At 43.5% G+C, this 13,390-nt stretch carries 15 protein-coding genes; 2 read left to right on the top strand and 13 right to left on the bottom strand.

What is annotated here, in order from left to right; all coding sequences use genetic code 11:
• Window positions 1-179: 179 nt before the first annotated feature.
• The 10 genes from JI665_RS21790 to JI665_RS21745 all read right to left on the bottom strand — a co-directional run bounded on the left by JI665_RS21790 (window position 180) and on the right by JI665_RS21745 (window position 8,713).
• Window positions 180-920, bottom strand: coding sequence for a hypothetical protein (locus tag JI665_RS21790; protein WP_206844092.1), 741 nt, complete (start codon window positions 918-920; stop codon window positions 180-182).
• 197 nt (window positions 921-1,117) lie between these two features.
• Entirely contained in the window at window positions 1,118-1,435 is a 318-nt protein-coding gene (locus JI665_RS21785; protein WP_206844090.1) for a hypothetical protein, read from the bottom strand.
• Between the two features lie 148 nt (window positions 1,436-1,583).
• Window positions 1,584-1,793 carry a hypothetical protein gene (locus JI665_RS21780; protein ID WP_206844087.1) on the bottom strand — a complete coding sequence of 70 codons (210 nt, stop codon included), beginning with the start codon at window positions 1,791-1,793 and terminating at the stop codon, window positions 1,584-1,586.
• A gap of 127 nt (window positions 1,794-1,920) precedes the next feature.
• Window positions 1,921-2,568 (bottom strand): malonate decarboxylase holo-ACP synthase, encoded by a 648-nt coding sequence (locus JI665_RS21775; RefSeq protein WP_206844085.1) that lies wholly within the window; start codon window positions 2,566-2,568, stop codon window positions 1,921-1,923.
• The gene (gene mdcD, locus JI665_RS21770) at window positions 2,562-4,253 is read right to left on the bottom strand and encodes a biotin-independent malonate decarboxylase subunit beta (protein ID WP_206844083.1); all 1,692 of its coding nucleotides are present in this window, start codon (window positions 4,251-4,253) and stop codon (window positions 2,562-2,564) included. Before mdcD ends, JI665_RS21775 begins: the two co-directional genes overlap by 7 nt.
• Window positions 4,231-4,542, bottom strand: a complete 312-nt coding sequence (locus tag JI665_RS21765; protein ID WP_009333922.1) for a malonate decarboxylase subunit delta — start codon at window positions 4,540-4,542, stop codon at window positions 4,231-4,233. Before JI665_RS21765 ends, mdcD begins: the two co-directional genes overlap by 23 nt.
• An 18-nt stretch (window positions 4,543-4,560) precedes the next feature.
• Window positions 4,561-5,430 carry a triphosphoribosyl-dephospho-CoA synthase gene (locus tag JI665_RS21760; protein WP_206844081.1) on the bottom strand — a complete coding sequence of 290 codons (870 nt, stop codon included), beginning with the start codon at window positions 5,428-5,430 and terminating at the stop codon, window positions 4,561-4,563.
• 19 nt (window positions 5,431-5,449) lie between these two features.
• Entirely contained in the window at window positions 5,450-7,096 is a 1,647-nt protein-coding gene (gene mdcA / locus JI665_RS21755; protein ID WP_206844078.1) for a malonate decarboxylase subunit alpha, read from the bottom strand.
• A 28-nt stretch (window positions 7,097-7,124) separates the two neighbouring features.
• On the bottom strand, window positions 7,125-8,051 hold the full coding sequence (gene mdcH, locus JI665_RS21750) for a malonate decarboxylase subunit epsilon (protein WP_206844076.1): 927 nt from the start codon (window positions 8,049-8,051) through the stop codon (window positions 7,125-7,127).
• The gene (locus JI665_RS21745) at window positions 8,048-8,713 is read right to left on the bottom strand and encodes a GntR family transcriptional regulator (protein WP_206844074.1); all 666 of its coding nucleotides are present in this window, start codon (window positions 8,711-8,713) and stop codon (window positions 8,048-8,050) included. Before JI665_RS21745 ends, mdcH begins: the two co-directional genes overlap by 4 nt.
• Before the next feature lie 287 nt (window positions 8,714-9,000).
• Here JI665_RS21745 and madL point away from each other — a divergent pair, with 287 nt between their 5' ends.
• A complete protein-coding gene (madL, locus tag JI665_RS21740; RefSeq protein WP_206844073.1) occupies window positions 9,001-9,414 on the top strand; it encodes a malonate transporter subunit MadL in 414 nt (137 codons plus the stop codon).
• Window positions 9,395-10,159, top strand: a complete 765-nt coding sequence (gene madM, locus JI665_RS21735; protein ID WP_206844071.1) for a malonate transporter subunit MadM — start codon at window positions 9,395-9,397, stop codon at window positions 10,157-10,159. The genes madL and madM overlap by 20 nt, the downstream gene beginning before the upstream one ends.
• Window positions 10,160-10,251: 92 nt before the next feature.
• On the opposite strand, the gene JI665_RS21730 is transcribed toward madM, so the two are convergent.
• The 3 genes from JI665_RS21730 to JI665_RS21720 all read right to left on the bottom strand — a co-directional run bounded on the left by JI665_RS21730 (window position 10,252) and on the right by JI665_RS21720 (window position 13,093).
• Complete coding sequence (locus tag JI665_RS21730) at window positions 10,252-10,815, bottom strand: competence protein ComK (RefSeq protein ID WP_206844069.1); 564 nt, start codon at window positions 10,813-10,815, stop codon at window positions 10,252-10,254.
• A 152-nt stretch (window positions 10,816-10,967) separates the two neighbouring features.
• Window positions 10,968-12,002 (bottom strand): DNA sulfur modification protein DndB, encoded by a 1,035-nt coding sequence (locus JI665_RS21725; protein WP_206844067.1) that lies wholly within the window; start codon window positions 12,000-12,002, stop codon window positions 10,968-10,970.
• A complete protein-coding gene (locus JI665_RS21720) occupies window positions 11,999-13,093 on the bottom strand; it encodes a DNA sulfur modification protein DndB (protein WP_206844065.1) in 1,095 nt (364 codons plus the stop codon). The genes JI665_RS21725 and JI665_RS21720 overlap by 4 nt, the downstream gene beginning before the upstream one ends.
• Between the last annotated feature and the right edge of the window lie 297 nt (window positions 13,094-13,390).

Raw genomic sequence — 13,390 nt, 5'->3', positions numbered from 1 at the left:
ATTATAACAGGAGTTGCCACTTAATGATTTCTGAAAAATCACAGTGCTGAGTCCTGATGGCAAATTGAAAAGAGAACCTTGCTCAGATGCATAGTTCTCTTTGTCCATTCTACCATTATTCACATTGTAAAGGGGATTATAATCGTGACATCTTTGTATCGCTTTACTGGATACGCAGTCTAAAAAATAATTCCCCCCTCGCCTGCTGCAATTTCTTCACGTTCTGCCTTCTGCATATAACTTTCTTTTTCAAAGGTATGGATATACCTGCTTAATTTATAATAGCCAATATCATTGACCGTATAGAAAACAACTGTCGGATTTCCATTTTGATAGAAGAAATGAGGATGCAGGATATCGGGAATTTCATTCAGTTCATCCCATGGGTGAATGAAATTCAAGTAATCTTCAATGCTGGAATCTGTATCTGCATCGTCTATTTCAGAAAGCATTTCTACCTTGTAATCATCCGTAAACGGCAATATCCGATCCTGTCCCCAGGAACAGCCATGCCACATTGCCCCAAATTCATGAAGCTCATGCCATGCAATCGCCGCCTGCAGATAAGATAATGGAGACCTGTCACCATCAATCGCACCCATAAAATCATCCAGGGCCATTTCAGGCTTAGGAGGACCAAGAAACATTTCATCTAAACGGTCACAGTTGTCAGGATGAGGAAATTCCTCTGAAGCTGGGATCGCCCAGACAATGCCATTGCCATTTCCTCCGCTGAAATATTGATAGCCTCTTAGCTTGTATTCTTTCTTTATCTTTAATTGAGAGAAGCCATGAATAATATACTCTGGATTTTCAGCCGAAATGCTCCAGCCGTCTGTTGGTTCAATTCGGTCATCTGCAGAATTCACAAGCAGATTAGGTTTAGCCGCTGAGGCTGTGAAAATGGTGAGGTTTTTCATGTGTTATTATCTCCCTTTAATTTGTGATGTTATCCTCTTTGTTCTTAATTATATTACGTAGGCCTATTAAATTTTCAGATGGGTGGATGTAAAACTAAAACACCTTACCTTTTGTCCTAAACGGTACATGAAGGTCAGGTGTTTATTTTGGAAAAAATATTTTTGATGAAGAAGCGAAGAAGAATTTATGGAGAGGTTCATTGATTGTTCAATTTATAAATCTGCCTGGAGTGTTCAGAAATCTTTTGGTCATAATATGCAAGGTCATGCTTCGTAGCCACGGATGCATTAATATCAGTAATCTGTTCAATTGCCTGGTCAGCCTTTGCATCAATAACAGACAATTTTTCATTCGCTTCGGTTATGTTCACATTTGTAGCAGCTACACTGCGAATCAATTGCTGTATTAGGTCTTCATGCCTTTTAAGGTCTGCTGTAAGCCTTTTGTCCATAGAGATAACTTTATTATCTAATGATTCAAGCTTATTCAGGATTAAATTAAGCGTTTTATCCAATTCTATCACCTCCTTTAAGACAAATTATATCAGGTTTACTGGAAATGTGTCGAAGCTTCTCATGAATACCTGATTCTAAATTGGTGTCTCCAGGATTTTAATTGGGGAGGTGATATGCTGACTGGGTACAAATAATCGTATTCATTATTTAAAAATTAGTGGAAGCATATAATTCAGATGACCGCGCAGAGGTTAGCAGGAAATACTCGTAATCTTCAACCTTAAGCTCTTCCCTGTTAATCCTGGTTTCTTCCTTCACCTTTCCCTCTCCAGCAGACTCCATACCCGGCCTTATAAATCTGTTTGTCAAGAAGAGGGTGATGAGAAGGGCAAAAATGATCAGCAAATTTCTTTTCATAATTGTTTAGACCCCTTGCATGTTAAATTTTTACTTTTGATTAATTCGCACATCCCTTTAAAACAGCTATCCGGCAGTTAAAGAAATTGAAGGATTGCTAAAGCTCTAAAAAACCCCTCTTAATTTACTAAGAAGGGTTTTTCAACAGTTCCATTGGGTTATTCAATTCACTTTTCCAAGGGTTTTCACAGAGTATTGGTCCAAATTTTGTTTTTACCAGCATGGTGGCCGAACCATTTGCATATTCCAATAAAGAAAACGAACCTGCGGGCGTTTCAGCCTGTATATCAACTCTTGAAGGGCAGCTCTTCATTGCATTCATTATTTCTGCTGCTGTATGAATAGGGATCGGATCAGGAGCATGCAGGATAATATCAAGATCGCTCTCCGCTGTTACAGTCACATTTCCGGTGGCCAGTTCAAACCCGGCACTTCCCCCTGGCCCCCATACAAGCTTATGTTTTGCCAATATCTCACTTGCTATTGTAAGAGATACGAATACAGGTGATGGCTTCTTATCCCAAAGAGTGCTTTCGATTAAATCCTGAGGCTTGATTTGGTAAATCAACGCATCATCTGGTATAAAGGCACCGAATCTTTCATTCCTTGCCCTCCCCCTAATCCCAACAGCGATCTGCTCTTTCGGAGCATGCGCCCTCCGGACAACCACATATGGTGCCACGTTCAGTGCTTGAATCGCCCAGTCCGGTATTGGTGAGTGGCTTATGAGATGCTTTGCGTCAATCTTCAATAAGTCATGCGGCTCGATCACCATTGGTCCGCCAGCATCTTTCTGACTAAAATGGAAGCGGATCTTCCTCCTTCTTTGGCATAATCCGAGGAAAGCCTGCCGCTCAAATCACGCGGACTATTTTTTATATCCTCAATGGCTGCCTGAATCCTGTTAAAGATTACATCACGGTCAGCTTCCCCTGGTGCGTCAGCATTTATATCGGAAATTAGTTCATGGAGCGCGCCCAATTTTTCAAATGACCGGATATCATAAGCCATTGACGGCACTTTTTTGGTTGCTTCTTCAAGCTCTTCAATGGTTCTCTGCGTGATTCTTGCAGCTGATTTCTTGGACATCACATGGACATTGACGCCTTCATCATCCAAGGCGATTAATCGGTTCGCCTGCAATCCATGAGATAAAAAGGCACCTGAAATAGCCTTTCCTGGAATAAAAGCAATGACCGGATGGCCGGCCAATCTTGCTGTTGCATAGGCATCAACAGCTGCAGCACATGCCTGATGGATTCCCAAAAGCTCTTCACGGTACCCATAAGCCTGGCTTGGAACATCAACGACCGCTACAATTGCTCGTTTTTCTTCTTTATATTTATCTTCTTCGATCGCGTCACGGACATGCTTGGCGATCATCCATCCCTGCTCCAGGCCAAATTCACCAGAGCGGGCTCGAGGGAATCGGCTTGATTCATCCGGGACAACTGCCAGGAAACGAACTGATTCATTGTTGATTTTTGAATCGGAACATAAAACCGAAGGAACTGCACTGATGTTTTTGCTGCCGGCAGACAAAAGGTTAAACCATCTATGTCCCCTGCTTTTGATTTTTACAACATGATTCTTATTTTCTCTATCATAATCCTCTAAATGATAATAGTCAGATTCTGCCCACAAATCCTTCACTTTCTGAGGAGTGAGCACGGCTGAAGTATTGATAGAGCGAAGAAAAGAAAGATATTTTTCAACCTGTGAGCTTCTTGGCTTTTCCACAGGTCCCCGCAGGATCTCAGACAATATTGCTTTTCTGAAAGAGGCGATGTCATCCTCGGCCTCAATATCGGCAAATCCGGAAGCCACCCTTTGTCTGCCTCCAATCGTGCTCCAAATCTGCTGGCGGTCAGTTGAATCAAACTCCTGTATCCCCGCTTCCTGCTCGATTACCTCTGGCCCATTTAATCCAAGCCGTCCTTCACGGGTAATGATTAACGTGCTGCATAATCCTGCGTTAATGGACATCCCGCCAAACGCGCCAATTTTCCCGGGAATGACTCCAATAACAGGCACGTATTCCCTTAATGCCACGATCGCCGCGCCTATTTCGACAATGGATAAAAGGCCATAGTTGGCTTCCTGGAGTCTGACACCCCCTGTATCAAAGATAAAAATGGGGTAGATGGTATGACCGGACTTATTTTCATCAAGTGCCCTTTCTAAAGCACCAGCTATCTTCGCACCGGAAACTTCTCCAATACCGCCTCCCTGAAAGCTGCTTTCTATGGAAATGACGAGTGCTGGCTTTCCCTCAATCTTACCTTTGCCGATCACAACCCCATCATCACTTTGGGGAACAATTCCCTGAGGTTCCAGATGTGGGGATTCAAGACCTTCAAATGGTCCCACTAGCTCCCTGAATGTGCCTTCATCCATAAGCACTCTTGCCCGCTCTCTGCCTCCGCACTCTACAAAGCTATTTTTTAATGTATCCAGCATTTCTGCCCACCTCCAATGCCTGTGAGAGCCTCAATGAGACAACGCCCGGAGTTGCCCCAAAATCATTGATTTTAATGTTTGCTGAAATAGCATGATGGCTGAAAAACCGTTCTAATACCTTTTCCCATATTTGATTGAAGCCGGTTGTACCAGTACGGACTGTTACATCTGCATATCCCTGGTCGGATGGCTCCATTAAAATCTCCAGGTCGCCTGATCCTACAACTCCCACATGGGCATTTGATTCAAGCATTTGAGTTGCTGGAAAGCGAAAGTTCAATTTCTCCATTCGGCAGCTCTCCTTCTGCTAAATTTGTAAAGCTTCTAATCTCTTAGACTCTCTTTTCGAATTCTGATCCAGATAATCCAGGAATATGGCAGCGGCAAGCAAATCAGCGCTTCCGCCTGGTGATACATTCATGCTGCATAACAATTGATCCAATTGTTCCAACAGCTGCCATCCTTTGTCGGCAGAAATCCCTCCTGCCATTACTATTTCCTTTGCATAAGCTTTTGTGATTTCGAGGGCTTCCGCGCCTCCCCTATGCAAAATACATGTGTCATTTAGCTCTGCCATCAGTCCGATAAGTACGTTTAGCCTGCAAAAATCCTCTTTCAGACCTCTTTCTCTTGATTCAGCAAGAGCTGGCAGCGCTATCTGTCTGATATGGGGAAAACCTTGCTCGGCCTCTCCCCTTGCTCCGCCCACTCCATACCTTGCTTTAACCCGGCTGCCATTTGTTTTATCAGGTAGCAGGTTACGATCTTCATATAGAGCAATCTTTCCTGCCTGAACAGCTACCTCTTTGCCTGGGCTTTCTCCCAGGTCCATTGCAGCACTTGAAACCAGGAGGCCTAATGCCCATATTGCTCCTTTATGGGTATTTACGCCACCCGTGGCCAGGAACATCTCCTGTTCACCCCGCCTGCCAATCATGGCGATCTCTTCGCGCAGCTCCTGAGAAGGGGTCCGATTAAAGCTTGTTTCAGCTATTTTCCTGAATGTATCTTCAAGTGCAATAGCTGACCGGATCAATGTGCTTAAAGACATATCTCTATGCGAGCCTGAGCTTTTCTTATCAACCAGTCCTGGTTTTGGCGTGAGCTCAGCCTCTTCAATGAGTGATTGTACGGCCAGCTTTCCAAGATATAGGCTGTAAGATTCTAAGTCTTTCATTGTTCCCTTCAGCCTCCTTTTACCAGCTTCTGAATTTGGCAGGCGGTTCATATAACCCTTCCGACCATTCCACAAGCTCCTCTACATTTTTGGCAGCCAGCAGGGATCGTTTTGCATCGGTTCTTCTAATGCCGAGATCCTCAGGAAGAGCGATTAACCCTTCTCTTCTTAATTTTTCCGTCGCCTTTATATCATGCTTCAGGCCAATTGGGGTCACACCGGCAATGGCTGCGATGGCCTGTCTCCGCTCCTCCATGCTGTCCGTTTTATATAGATAGGCAATGCCCTCTTCGGTGACTATATGTGTCACATCCTGCCCATAAATCATGACAGGTGCTGTTTCAAGGCCTATATCTGCTTTAGCGCCAACAGCATCCAGCGATTCAACAAATACAGGTTTATTTCCGTTTTGGAAGGTTTCTACTACCTGAACAACCAATTTTCTTCCGCGTGCAAGCGGGTCATTGTCCGTCATCATGTCAAGCCATGCCTGAGAAGAATGGCGCCTTCCTCCCGGATCATGTCCCATGTTCGGCGCTCCCCCAAATCCGGCGAGGCGCCCTCTCGTTACGGTTGAAGAATTCCCTGCTTCGTCAATCTGCAGGCTGGAGCCTACAAATAGATCAACTGCATACTGTCCTGCAAGCTGGCAAAGTGTCCGGTTTGAGCGCAAGCTTCCATCATGCCCGGTAAAAAACACATCACGCCGGGCAGCAACGTATTTTTCCATGCCTACTTCTCCGCCAAAACAATGGACACTCTCTACCCATCCGCTTTCAATAGCAGGGATGAGTGTAGGATGAGGATTCAATGCCCAGTGCCTGCAAATTTTCCCCTTCAGGCCTAAGGATTCACCGTAGGTAGGGAGAAGCAGTTCAATCGCGGCAGTATTATAGCCAATCCCGTGATTCAGAGATTTTACTCCGTGCTTTTCATAGATTCCCCTTATGACCATCATGGCCTGCAGAATCTGAATATCAGTAATATGGCGAGGGTCCCGTGTAAATAGCGGCTCAAGCTGATAAGGCTTGTCAGCAACAACGACAAAATCAATCCAGGAGCCTGGAATGTCTACGCGAGGCAATTCATCAGTCAGTTCATTCACCTGTGCAATGACAATTCCGCTGCTGAAGCCTGCTGCTTCAACAAGAGTCGGTGTTTCCTCCGTATTGGGACCTGTATATAAGTTGCCTTCTGAATCAGCTTTATCCGCAGCGACTAAAGCCACTGAAGGAATCAAATCAATGAAGAGTCTTCCATATAACTCTACATATGTATGAATCTCTCCCATTGTCAGCTTCCCATCTTCAAGCATTTGCGCCATCCTGAGACTTTGCGGGCCGGCATATGAGAAGTCCACTTTGCTGGCAATGCCGTACTCAAATATATCGAGATGTTCAGGTCGGGAAATGCTGGACATGATCATATGCAAATCGAATAATTTTTTCGGGTCAGCCTGAGCAAGAGCAGCTGAAAGAAAGGATGCCTGTTTTTGATTGTTTCCTTCAAGCACCACCCGATCCCCCGGCATAATCAGTGTTTCGAGAGCCTCGACAATTTGGCTGGTTGGAATAATTCGATTGCTGGTGATGCCCTTCATTCCCTCTAATCGTTTTTGCTTGGCTTCAAGACGTGTATTCCACGATCGCTGTTTGGCAGCCTGCATGATAAATTCCCCTCTCTATAAAAATATTTTAAGAACAAAATCTCTTTGCCAGGAAAAGACAATTATCTAACCCGTTTTCATCCACTGAGACTGATCGGGCACCAGGCAGTGTTCTTTTATTTAAAGTGGTCAGGACATTCCCTGGAGGCATTTCAATTAAAAGCCTTGTGCCATGCTCACAAAGCAAGGAGCTGATTTCATACCAGCGGACTGGATTCGAAACATTATAAGCGAGGTCTTCTCGAATTTGCTCCGAATCCCGTAATAGCCTTGCTGTCCGATTTGCGGCATATGGGATAAACGGGGCCCGGATAGGGACAGAAGCAAGCTTTTCATATAAGGAATCACCGACTGAATTCAACAAAGGACAATGTGATGGCACACTTACATTCAGAAGCTCGGCCGTTCTTGCACCGCGTTGACCGGCTTGATCAAGAACCTTTTTGATGGCTGGAATGGAGCCGGAAATGGTTACTTGATCTGCTGCATTAATATTCGAGGGATATACCGGGTTCTCTACTGAAGAAATGGCTGCAGCGATTTCCTTTACAGTAATGGCATCAAAACCTGTAATCACTCCCATCCCATAGCCCGATGGAAAAGCATGTTCCATCAGCTCTCCTCTTAGCTTTACAATCTCCAAAGCATCGGTAAAATCCATCGCCCCGCACATAACGGCAGCTCCAAAGGCTCCGGCTGAATGGCCTGCAGCAAAATCCGGCTTCACCCCTTCTGCTTTAAATGCTTTTGATACAGCCACTGACGCAATAAGCAAAGACAATTGAACTGAAACAGTGGACTTTAAGGCTTTGGCAGTATCAAGATCCAAGACATTTTCACCGATTACTTCTCTTGCTTCCTGCAGTACTTCAAGAGCGGCTGGATGTTCCGGCAGACTGTGCAGCATACCATTTTTTTGGGAGCCCTGGCCGGGAAATACGAATGCAAGCTTCATTTCTTTTCCTCCCGCTTGCCCATCTTTCGTTTCATGCTGGCTATTACATCCTGATTATGCCTTGTAAGCAAATCTGCTGCCTCTGCTATTTTCTCCTCCTTTAAAAGACCAATTAACAATTCATGTTCACGCACTGACTTTTCAATATTCCCCTGGCTGGCAAATGAAAGGCTCTGTATTCTCAGTAATGGCCATCCAAGCCGGGAATACATGGTCTTAATCGTTTCACTTTGACTCATTTCTACAAGAGCAGTATGAAACGAGTGGTTCAGCTGCGTGTATTGATGAACATTCGTAACATCGGCCATCTGGTCAAAAAGTTCTTTCATTTTTTTCAGCCTATCCTGATCGATTCCGTTTCTGCTTATTCTATCCATAGCCATTGACTCCAGCATGATCCGAATTTCCAGCAAATCATAAATTTCATTTTCCGTATATTCCTTAACAATGGCTCCTTTTCGGGGTATCCTTTCCACGAGCCCTTCAATCGAAAGCAAGTAAATGGCCTCTCTAACTGGTGCACGGCTTGTTCCATACTCTTCAGCATAAATATGCTCAATCAATTTATCACCAGGAACCAGCTCTCCCTTTATAATTTGGTCGGTGATATGCTCTGCTATATGATTTGATAATGCATTTTGATTAAATTTATCCGCTTTCATGACACTGTCTCCTTCAGTGTAAAAATGTTTGGTCGACTGTCGATTTTAATTATAACGTTACATTTTCAATAATTCAATATTTTAAGAAAATTGTAAAAATTAATTGACTTATTCTTTTCATTCGTTTTATTATGAGTTCTAGGAATACAGTCGACTGTAGATTACAAAAATGCAAACGCTTTCTTTACTTCAAACAATTTATACGACCCCTAAGTCCAGTCATATTATTGGTCTCATTTGCCGTTCTGTTCCTTAGCCCAAAGCAAAAAATTAAAAGGAGAGATGAAATGGTTATTTACGGGGTTGCTTTGTTATCTATCTGCTTATTATCGGGTGTATTTTTCGGAGATCTTCTTGGAAATTTTCTTGGGATCGACGCAAATGTCGGCGGTGTAGGCATTGCTATGCTGATGTTAATACTTCTGGTTGAGTACTTAAAGAAGAAAGATAGATTAAAGACTCCGACCCAGGAAGGGGTATCGTTCTGGAGTGCCATGTATATTCCCATCGTTATCGCAATGTCGGCACAGCAAAATGTGGTCGCAGCTCTGGATGGAGGACCTCTTGCCCTAACCGCGGGAGTAGCTGCAGTCGTCATCAGTTGGGCTGTTGTACCTCTTTTAAGCAAAGGCGGCAATGCAAACGAAACGCTGGAAAGTGAAATGACTGGAGGGGATCAGCGTGTTAGAAACATTAGGTAATGCTCTTACAGACAATGGTCTCATCGTTGCTTTTACTGTCGTAGGGCTGACAATGCTAGTTTCTTATTACCTCTCTGATAAACTAACAAAAGGCAGAATACACGGTTCAGCAATCGCCATAGCTCTTGGATTGGTGCTCGCCTATATTGGCGGAGTGGTAACCGGCGGTGAAAAAGGCCTTTCGGACATCGGCATTTTCGCTGGAATCGGATTGATGGGCGGAGGCATGCTCCGTGACTTTGCCATTGTGGCCACTGCCTTTGGCGCCAATTTCAGTGAAATCAAAAAAGCCGGTGTAAATGGCGTTGTTTCCCTCTTTTTGGGTGTTGTACTCTCCTTTGTAATCGGAGTCGGAATTGCCCTGGCATTTGGATATACTGACGCGGTCAGCCTTACAACAATTGGTGCAGGAACTGCAACGTACATAGTTGGGCCAGTAACAGGAACGGCGATTGGAGCCAGCTCTGAAGTGATCACTCTCAGTATCGCAGCGGGTTTAGTAAAATCCATTCTTACGATGATTGGAACTCCTTTTGTCGCAAAGTATATTGGCCTTAATAACCCTCGCACGGCCATGGTTTACGGAGGTCTAATGGGAACGACAAGCGGAGTAGCCGGCGGACTGGCTGCAACTGATCCAAAACTGGTCCCTTATGGAGCGGTTACGGCAACCTTTTACACGGGACTGGGCTGTCTGATGGCACCATCTGTTTTATTTTTAATGACAAAAGCTGTGTTCGGTTAAGTTGCATCAAATCAGAAAAAGCGGCATTGTGCCGCTTTTTCTGCTGTTATGGGCGCCTGCCCCCAGTTTATCGGAACAGGCTCCTGCTTCTACTAATCTTTCTTCCTTGTGATAATATAATTCCGCTTTCCTTTCTCAACCGAGTAGGTATCCCTGGTCCTTTCCATAATAAAACTGAAGGTGTTTACCCTGCGCTTGGATATTCTTGATTCCAGCTTCTCTGTCCGATCATATTTGTAAGAAAGATCCTTTTCAGCAGCGTTCAGCTTAAAACAATGTCCGCCGCTTACATAAACGTTAGAAAGATCCTTATCTTCAGGCATGATAGCTTCTACATGATGGAGAGCAAACCACACACACTCCTCCTGCCCCGGCGAAGTATGTGGAAACCAATACATGTCGACCTCTCCTGGAATTCGTACAGGCACAGCCTTACATTGGCCAAGTATGGCTCTCGAACCGCTGATGGCACCATTGAGGTCAAAACCATAATATTTAATGCTTTCATCAATAATCTCGATTGGTTTCACATCTACCTTAAACGTATAGTCACCCTCCAAAATCAGACTGTGGCATTCCCCATTATCATTAAACTCCGCTCTGATCGATTTCGTTTCAGGCACAATAATATAACTGCATATTTGTGTTGCTTCCATCGTTAGTAACAGCCTCCCTTTAATTTAACTATTTAAAAAATGAAATTTAAGGAGTATACTAACTTATGAGTTGGTATACTCCTTCTCACTGAGACTCTCAGGCTATCGTCTTCCCGGACCCGCCTGAGGGTTTTTTTTTGCTTACAAATTACTCACCTCCTTTGAGACTCCAGCCAATTTGCCATTTCGGTTATATTTCTTTTATTATTTTCCAGGTAAAAGAATTCCCCTCTTACAGTTCCTTCAAATTTCCGCCACTCCGGATTCCTGCTGCTCCAATTCATTCCCTTTATACTATCCATTCTCTGAGTTAGGCTTTGTTTTTTGGCAGCAATTGATTGATTCTCCAGGTCTTTAATTGCGTATAGAGCTATGGCCTGAATAAGGGGAAAGCTCGCCAGCATGGTTTCATGATAGTTTCCGATTTGATTAGGGTGATGAAAGGTGAAGAGTTTTTCGAGCCATAGATTCACAAAATCCATATTTGCTTCATCTTCTGCCCCTCCCTTCTCCTTCCATTCTTCCGATCTGCTTAACAGCTTCCCTGCCAGAAAAGTAGCCACAAGCAAGCGGAGCTGAGATAGTGAAAGGAACTTTTTATTCGCTGGCCGGATGACAGCCCTTTTTTCCGTTTCCACTCCTGCTTCATTTAACTGGGCATTGGATCTAAGAATTCGATTGGTAATCCCATTTAAGATATTTCTGGAATCATAGGAGATTCGCTTGGACAATGCCACCTGTTTCCCTTTAGTGTTTAAATCTATAAAAAGCTGATTCTCCTCATCTTTAGAGAGTCCTTCAAGAACCTGAATAGCAAAATCTGTTTTCTCCAATAAATTTTGAAGGTGATAAGCATTCCTGACTTCATCATCCTTCTCACTTTTCATGCTCATAAAAATTTGATCTTCCAGCTGCAGCAAAGCTTTCATCCGGTGTGAACCATCTACAATGTTAAGTTTGTTAGGAATTTGTTTTTCTACCATTCCTGCTTCCACTGTCGCAACAAGCGGCGGCAGATATATTTCTCCCCCGGCTGCATTCAAGAAGATATACTTTTTAATCCGTCTGACTTGAAGCTGGTTCGTATCTCTCAGAATAAGCCGTCCACCTTTATGCATTTTGAACAGTTCAGAAACACGCAGTGTTATAAAAGTCTGCCTCTTTGTAAAGATGTCATTAACAATCACGGCATTATCCCTCCCTGTTCAATTTTCTTTTTGAACTCCAATGAGGTTTGCTGAATTTTTCTTGATGAAGAGTGCCCTTTAATTCTGGAAGTCCCGGATTCGAACAGATGCCGGAACATCTGATCATTGTGCTTCCAGCTGCACTCATATTTTAGGTTTTTCAGCTGTTGTATGGCTTCTTTGTAGGATATGTTATGAGTTCTGGTCAGCTGGTTGGCACAATAGGCAAGAGCAATTTGTACCCCTGAGTAACCGCTTACAAACCTAACCCTGTTAGCGCTTTTCTTAGGGAAAATTTGCTGCCATGTTCGAAAAAATTCTATCGCGATCTCTTCTGCTTCCATAGGGTTGCATCTATAATAAGGGGAACCTTTTTTTACAGTTAAAATACCTTCAAATAAGGCTATGATGCACCTCTTCATGGTGGCTAATGATGTAAGTGCCGAGTTGTGAATGGATATTCTGGATAGGTTTTGTTCAATTTCAAAGATAGTCTGCAGCTGACTTGCTACGTTTCTTGTCAGTTCAGTGTATTGATCCCGCTGGTCATAAAGGATGATTTGCCCTATATGAGCTTCTCTTCTTTCTGTATTGATATCAGTAAATAATTGCCTCTCCTCAGACGTTGTCAAATCCAGGAATACCTGCATGGCAACGGGATATTCTTTCAGTTTTTCAATATATGTCTGAAGCAGTACTGCTTCATCAAGCCTGCCTGTTTCTTCAGCTGATTCTTTCCTGGATTTCAGATGGCTAATAGCAGATGAAAAACTGGCGCTCCGATGCTGTCCATCAATGATGTAAAGCTTGCTGCCGGGAGTCAGTTCCCATCCATCATCAGCTTCTTTAATCGCACCTCTGGCAGAAAAAACAAATGGTGAAAAGTAAAAATCCTTGCCTTCTTCCAGCGATTGGATAATAAACTCTCTTATCTCTACCCGCCTTTTTGGATCCAGCTTTCTCTGAACTTCTTCGTCCACTTCGAAAATCGCTTCCAAAGTCGCATACCTCAACTGAGTGACCAGTACCTTTTTACCAAACTGAACGCACGAGGATCCCATTATTCTGGTTAATACGCCAATATTTGTCATATATCTCACCCCGAGGTCTATTATAGGCTTATTGTCTGATTATTGTAAATTCCATTTTCCTCGTTATCTTGGTGTTGTTGCTTCTTAGGCTTGATTTTCTAGACTCAGCCTGATTTCATACTATTGACAGAGGCTTTAAGAGAAAATATAATATGTTTTTCAAATTATTAAACTGAAAAGAGGTCTAATTTTTGTGATCTATGTCACAAACAACACCTCAGCTCCTCCTTTTCATCCGTTGTCAGAAAAGTCATTCATAAAAAACAGAAAATATTCTCTTAATTTCGAACATTTTGT

The organism is Bacillus sp. NTK034 (genome assembly GCF_017303275.1).
In the GTDB taxonomy this organism is placed as follows: domain Bacteria; phylum Bacillota; class Bacilli; order Bacillales; family Cytobacillaceae; genus Cytobacillus.
The sequence above is the reverse complement of the archived record's forward strand: the minus strand, read 5'-3'. Positions and strand labels throughout refer to the sequence as shown.

Bases quoted from the DNA above. Each gene is read 5' to 3' on its own strand.
- JI665_RS21720 (WP_206844065.1), bottom strand. From the start codon at position 13,093: ATGACAAATATTGGCGTATTAACCAGAATAATGGGATCCTCGTGCGTT.
- mdcA (WP_206844078.1), bottom strand. From the start codon at position 7,096: ATGCAGGCTGCCAAACAGCGATCGTGGAATACACGTCTTGAAGCCAAG.
- JI665_RS21760 (WP_206844081.1), bottom strand. From the start codon at position 5,430: ATGAAAGACTTAGAATCTTACAGCCTATATCTTGGAAAGCTGGCCGTA.
- JI665_RS21790 (WP_206844092.1), bottom strand. From the start codon at position 920: ATGAAAAACCTCACCATTTTCACAGCCTCAGCGGCTAAACCTAATCTG.
- JI665_RS21730 (WP_206844069.1), bottom strand. From the start codon at position 10,815: ATGGAAGCAACACAAATATGCAGTTATATTATTGTGCCTGAAACGAAA.
- JI665_RS21745 (WP_206844074.1), bottom strand. From the start codon at position 8,713: ATGAAAGCGGATAAATTTAATCAAAATGCATTATCAAATCATATAGCA.
- madL (WP_206844073.1), top strand. From the start codon at position 9,001: ATGGTTATTTACGGGGTTGCTTTGTTATCTATCTGCTTATTATCGGGT.
- JI665_RS21775 (WP_206844085.1), bottom strand. From the start codon at position 2,568: ATGGTGATCGAGCCGCATGACTTATTGAAGATTGACGCAAAGCATCTC.
- mdcD (WP_206844083.1), bottom strand. From the start codon at position 4,253: ATGCTGGATACATTAAAAAATAGCTTTGTAGAGTGCGGAGGCAGAGAG.
- JI665_RS21765 (WP_009333922.1), bottom strand. From the start codon at position 4,542: ATGGAGAAATTGAACTTTCGCTTTCCAGCAACTCAAATGCTTGAATCA.
- mdcH (WP_206844076.1), bottom strand. From the start codon at position 8,051: ATGAAGCTTGCATTCGTATTTCCCGGCCAGGGCTCCCAAAAAAATGGT.
- JI665_RS21780 (WP_206844087.1), bottom strand. From the start codon at position 1,793: ATGAAAAGAAATTTGCTGATCATTTTTGCCCTTCTCATCACCCTCTTC.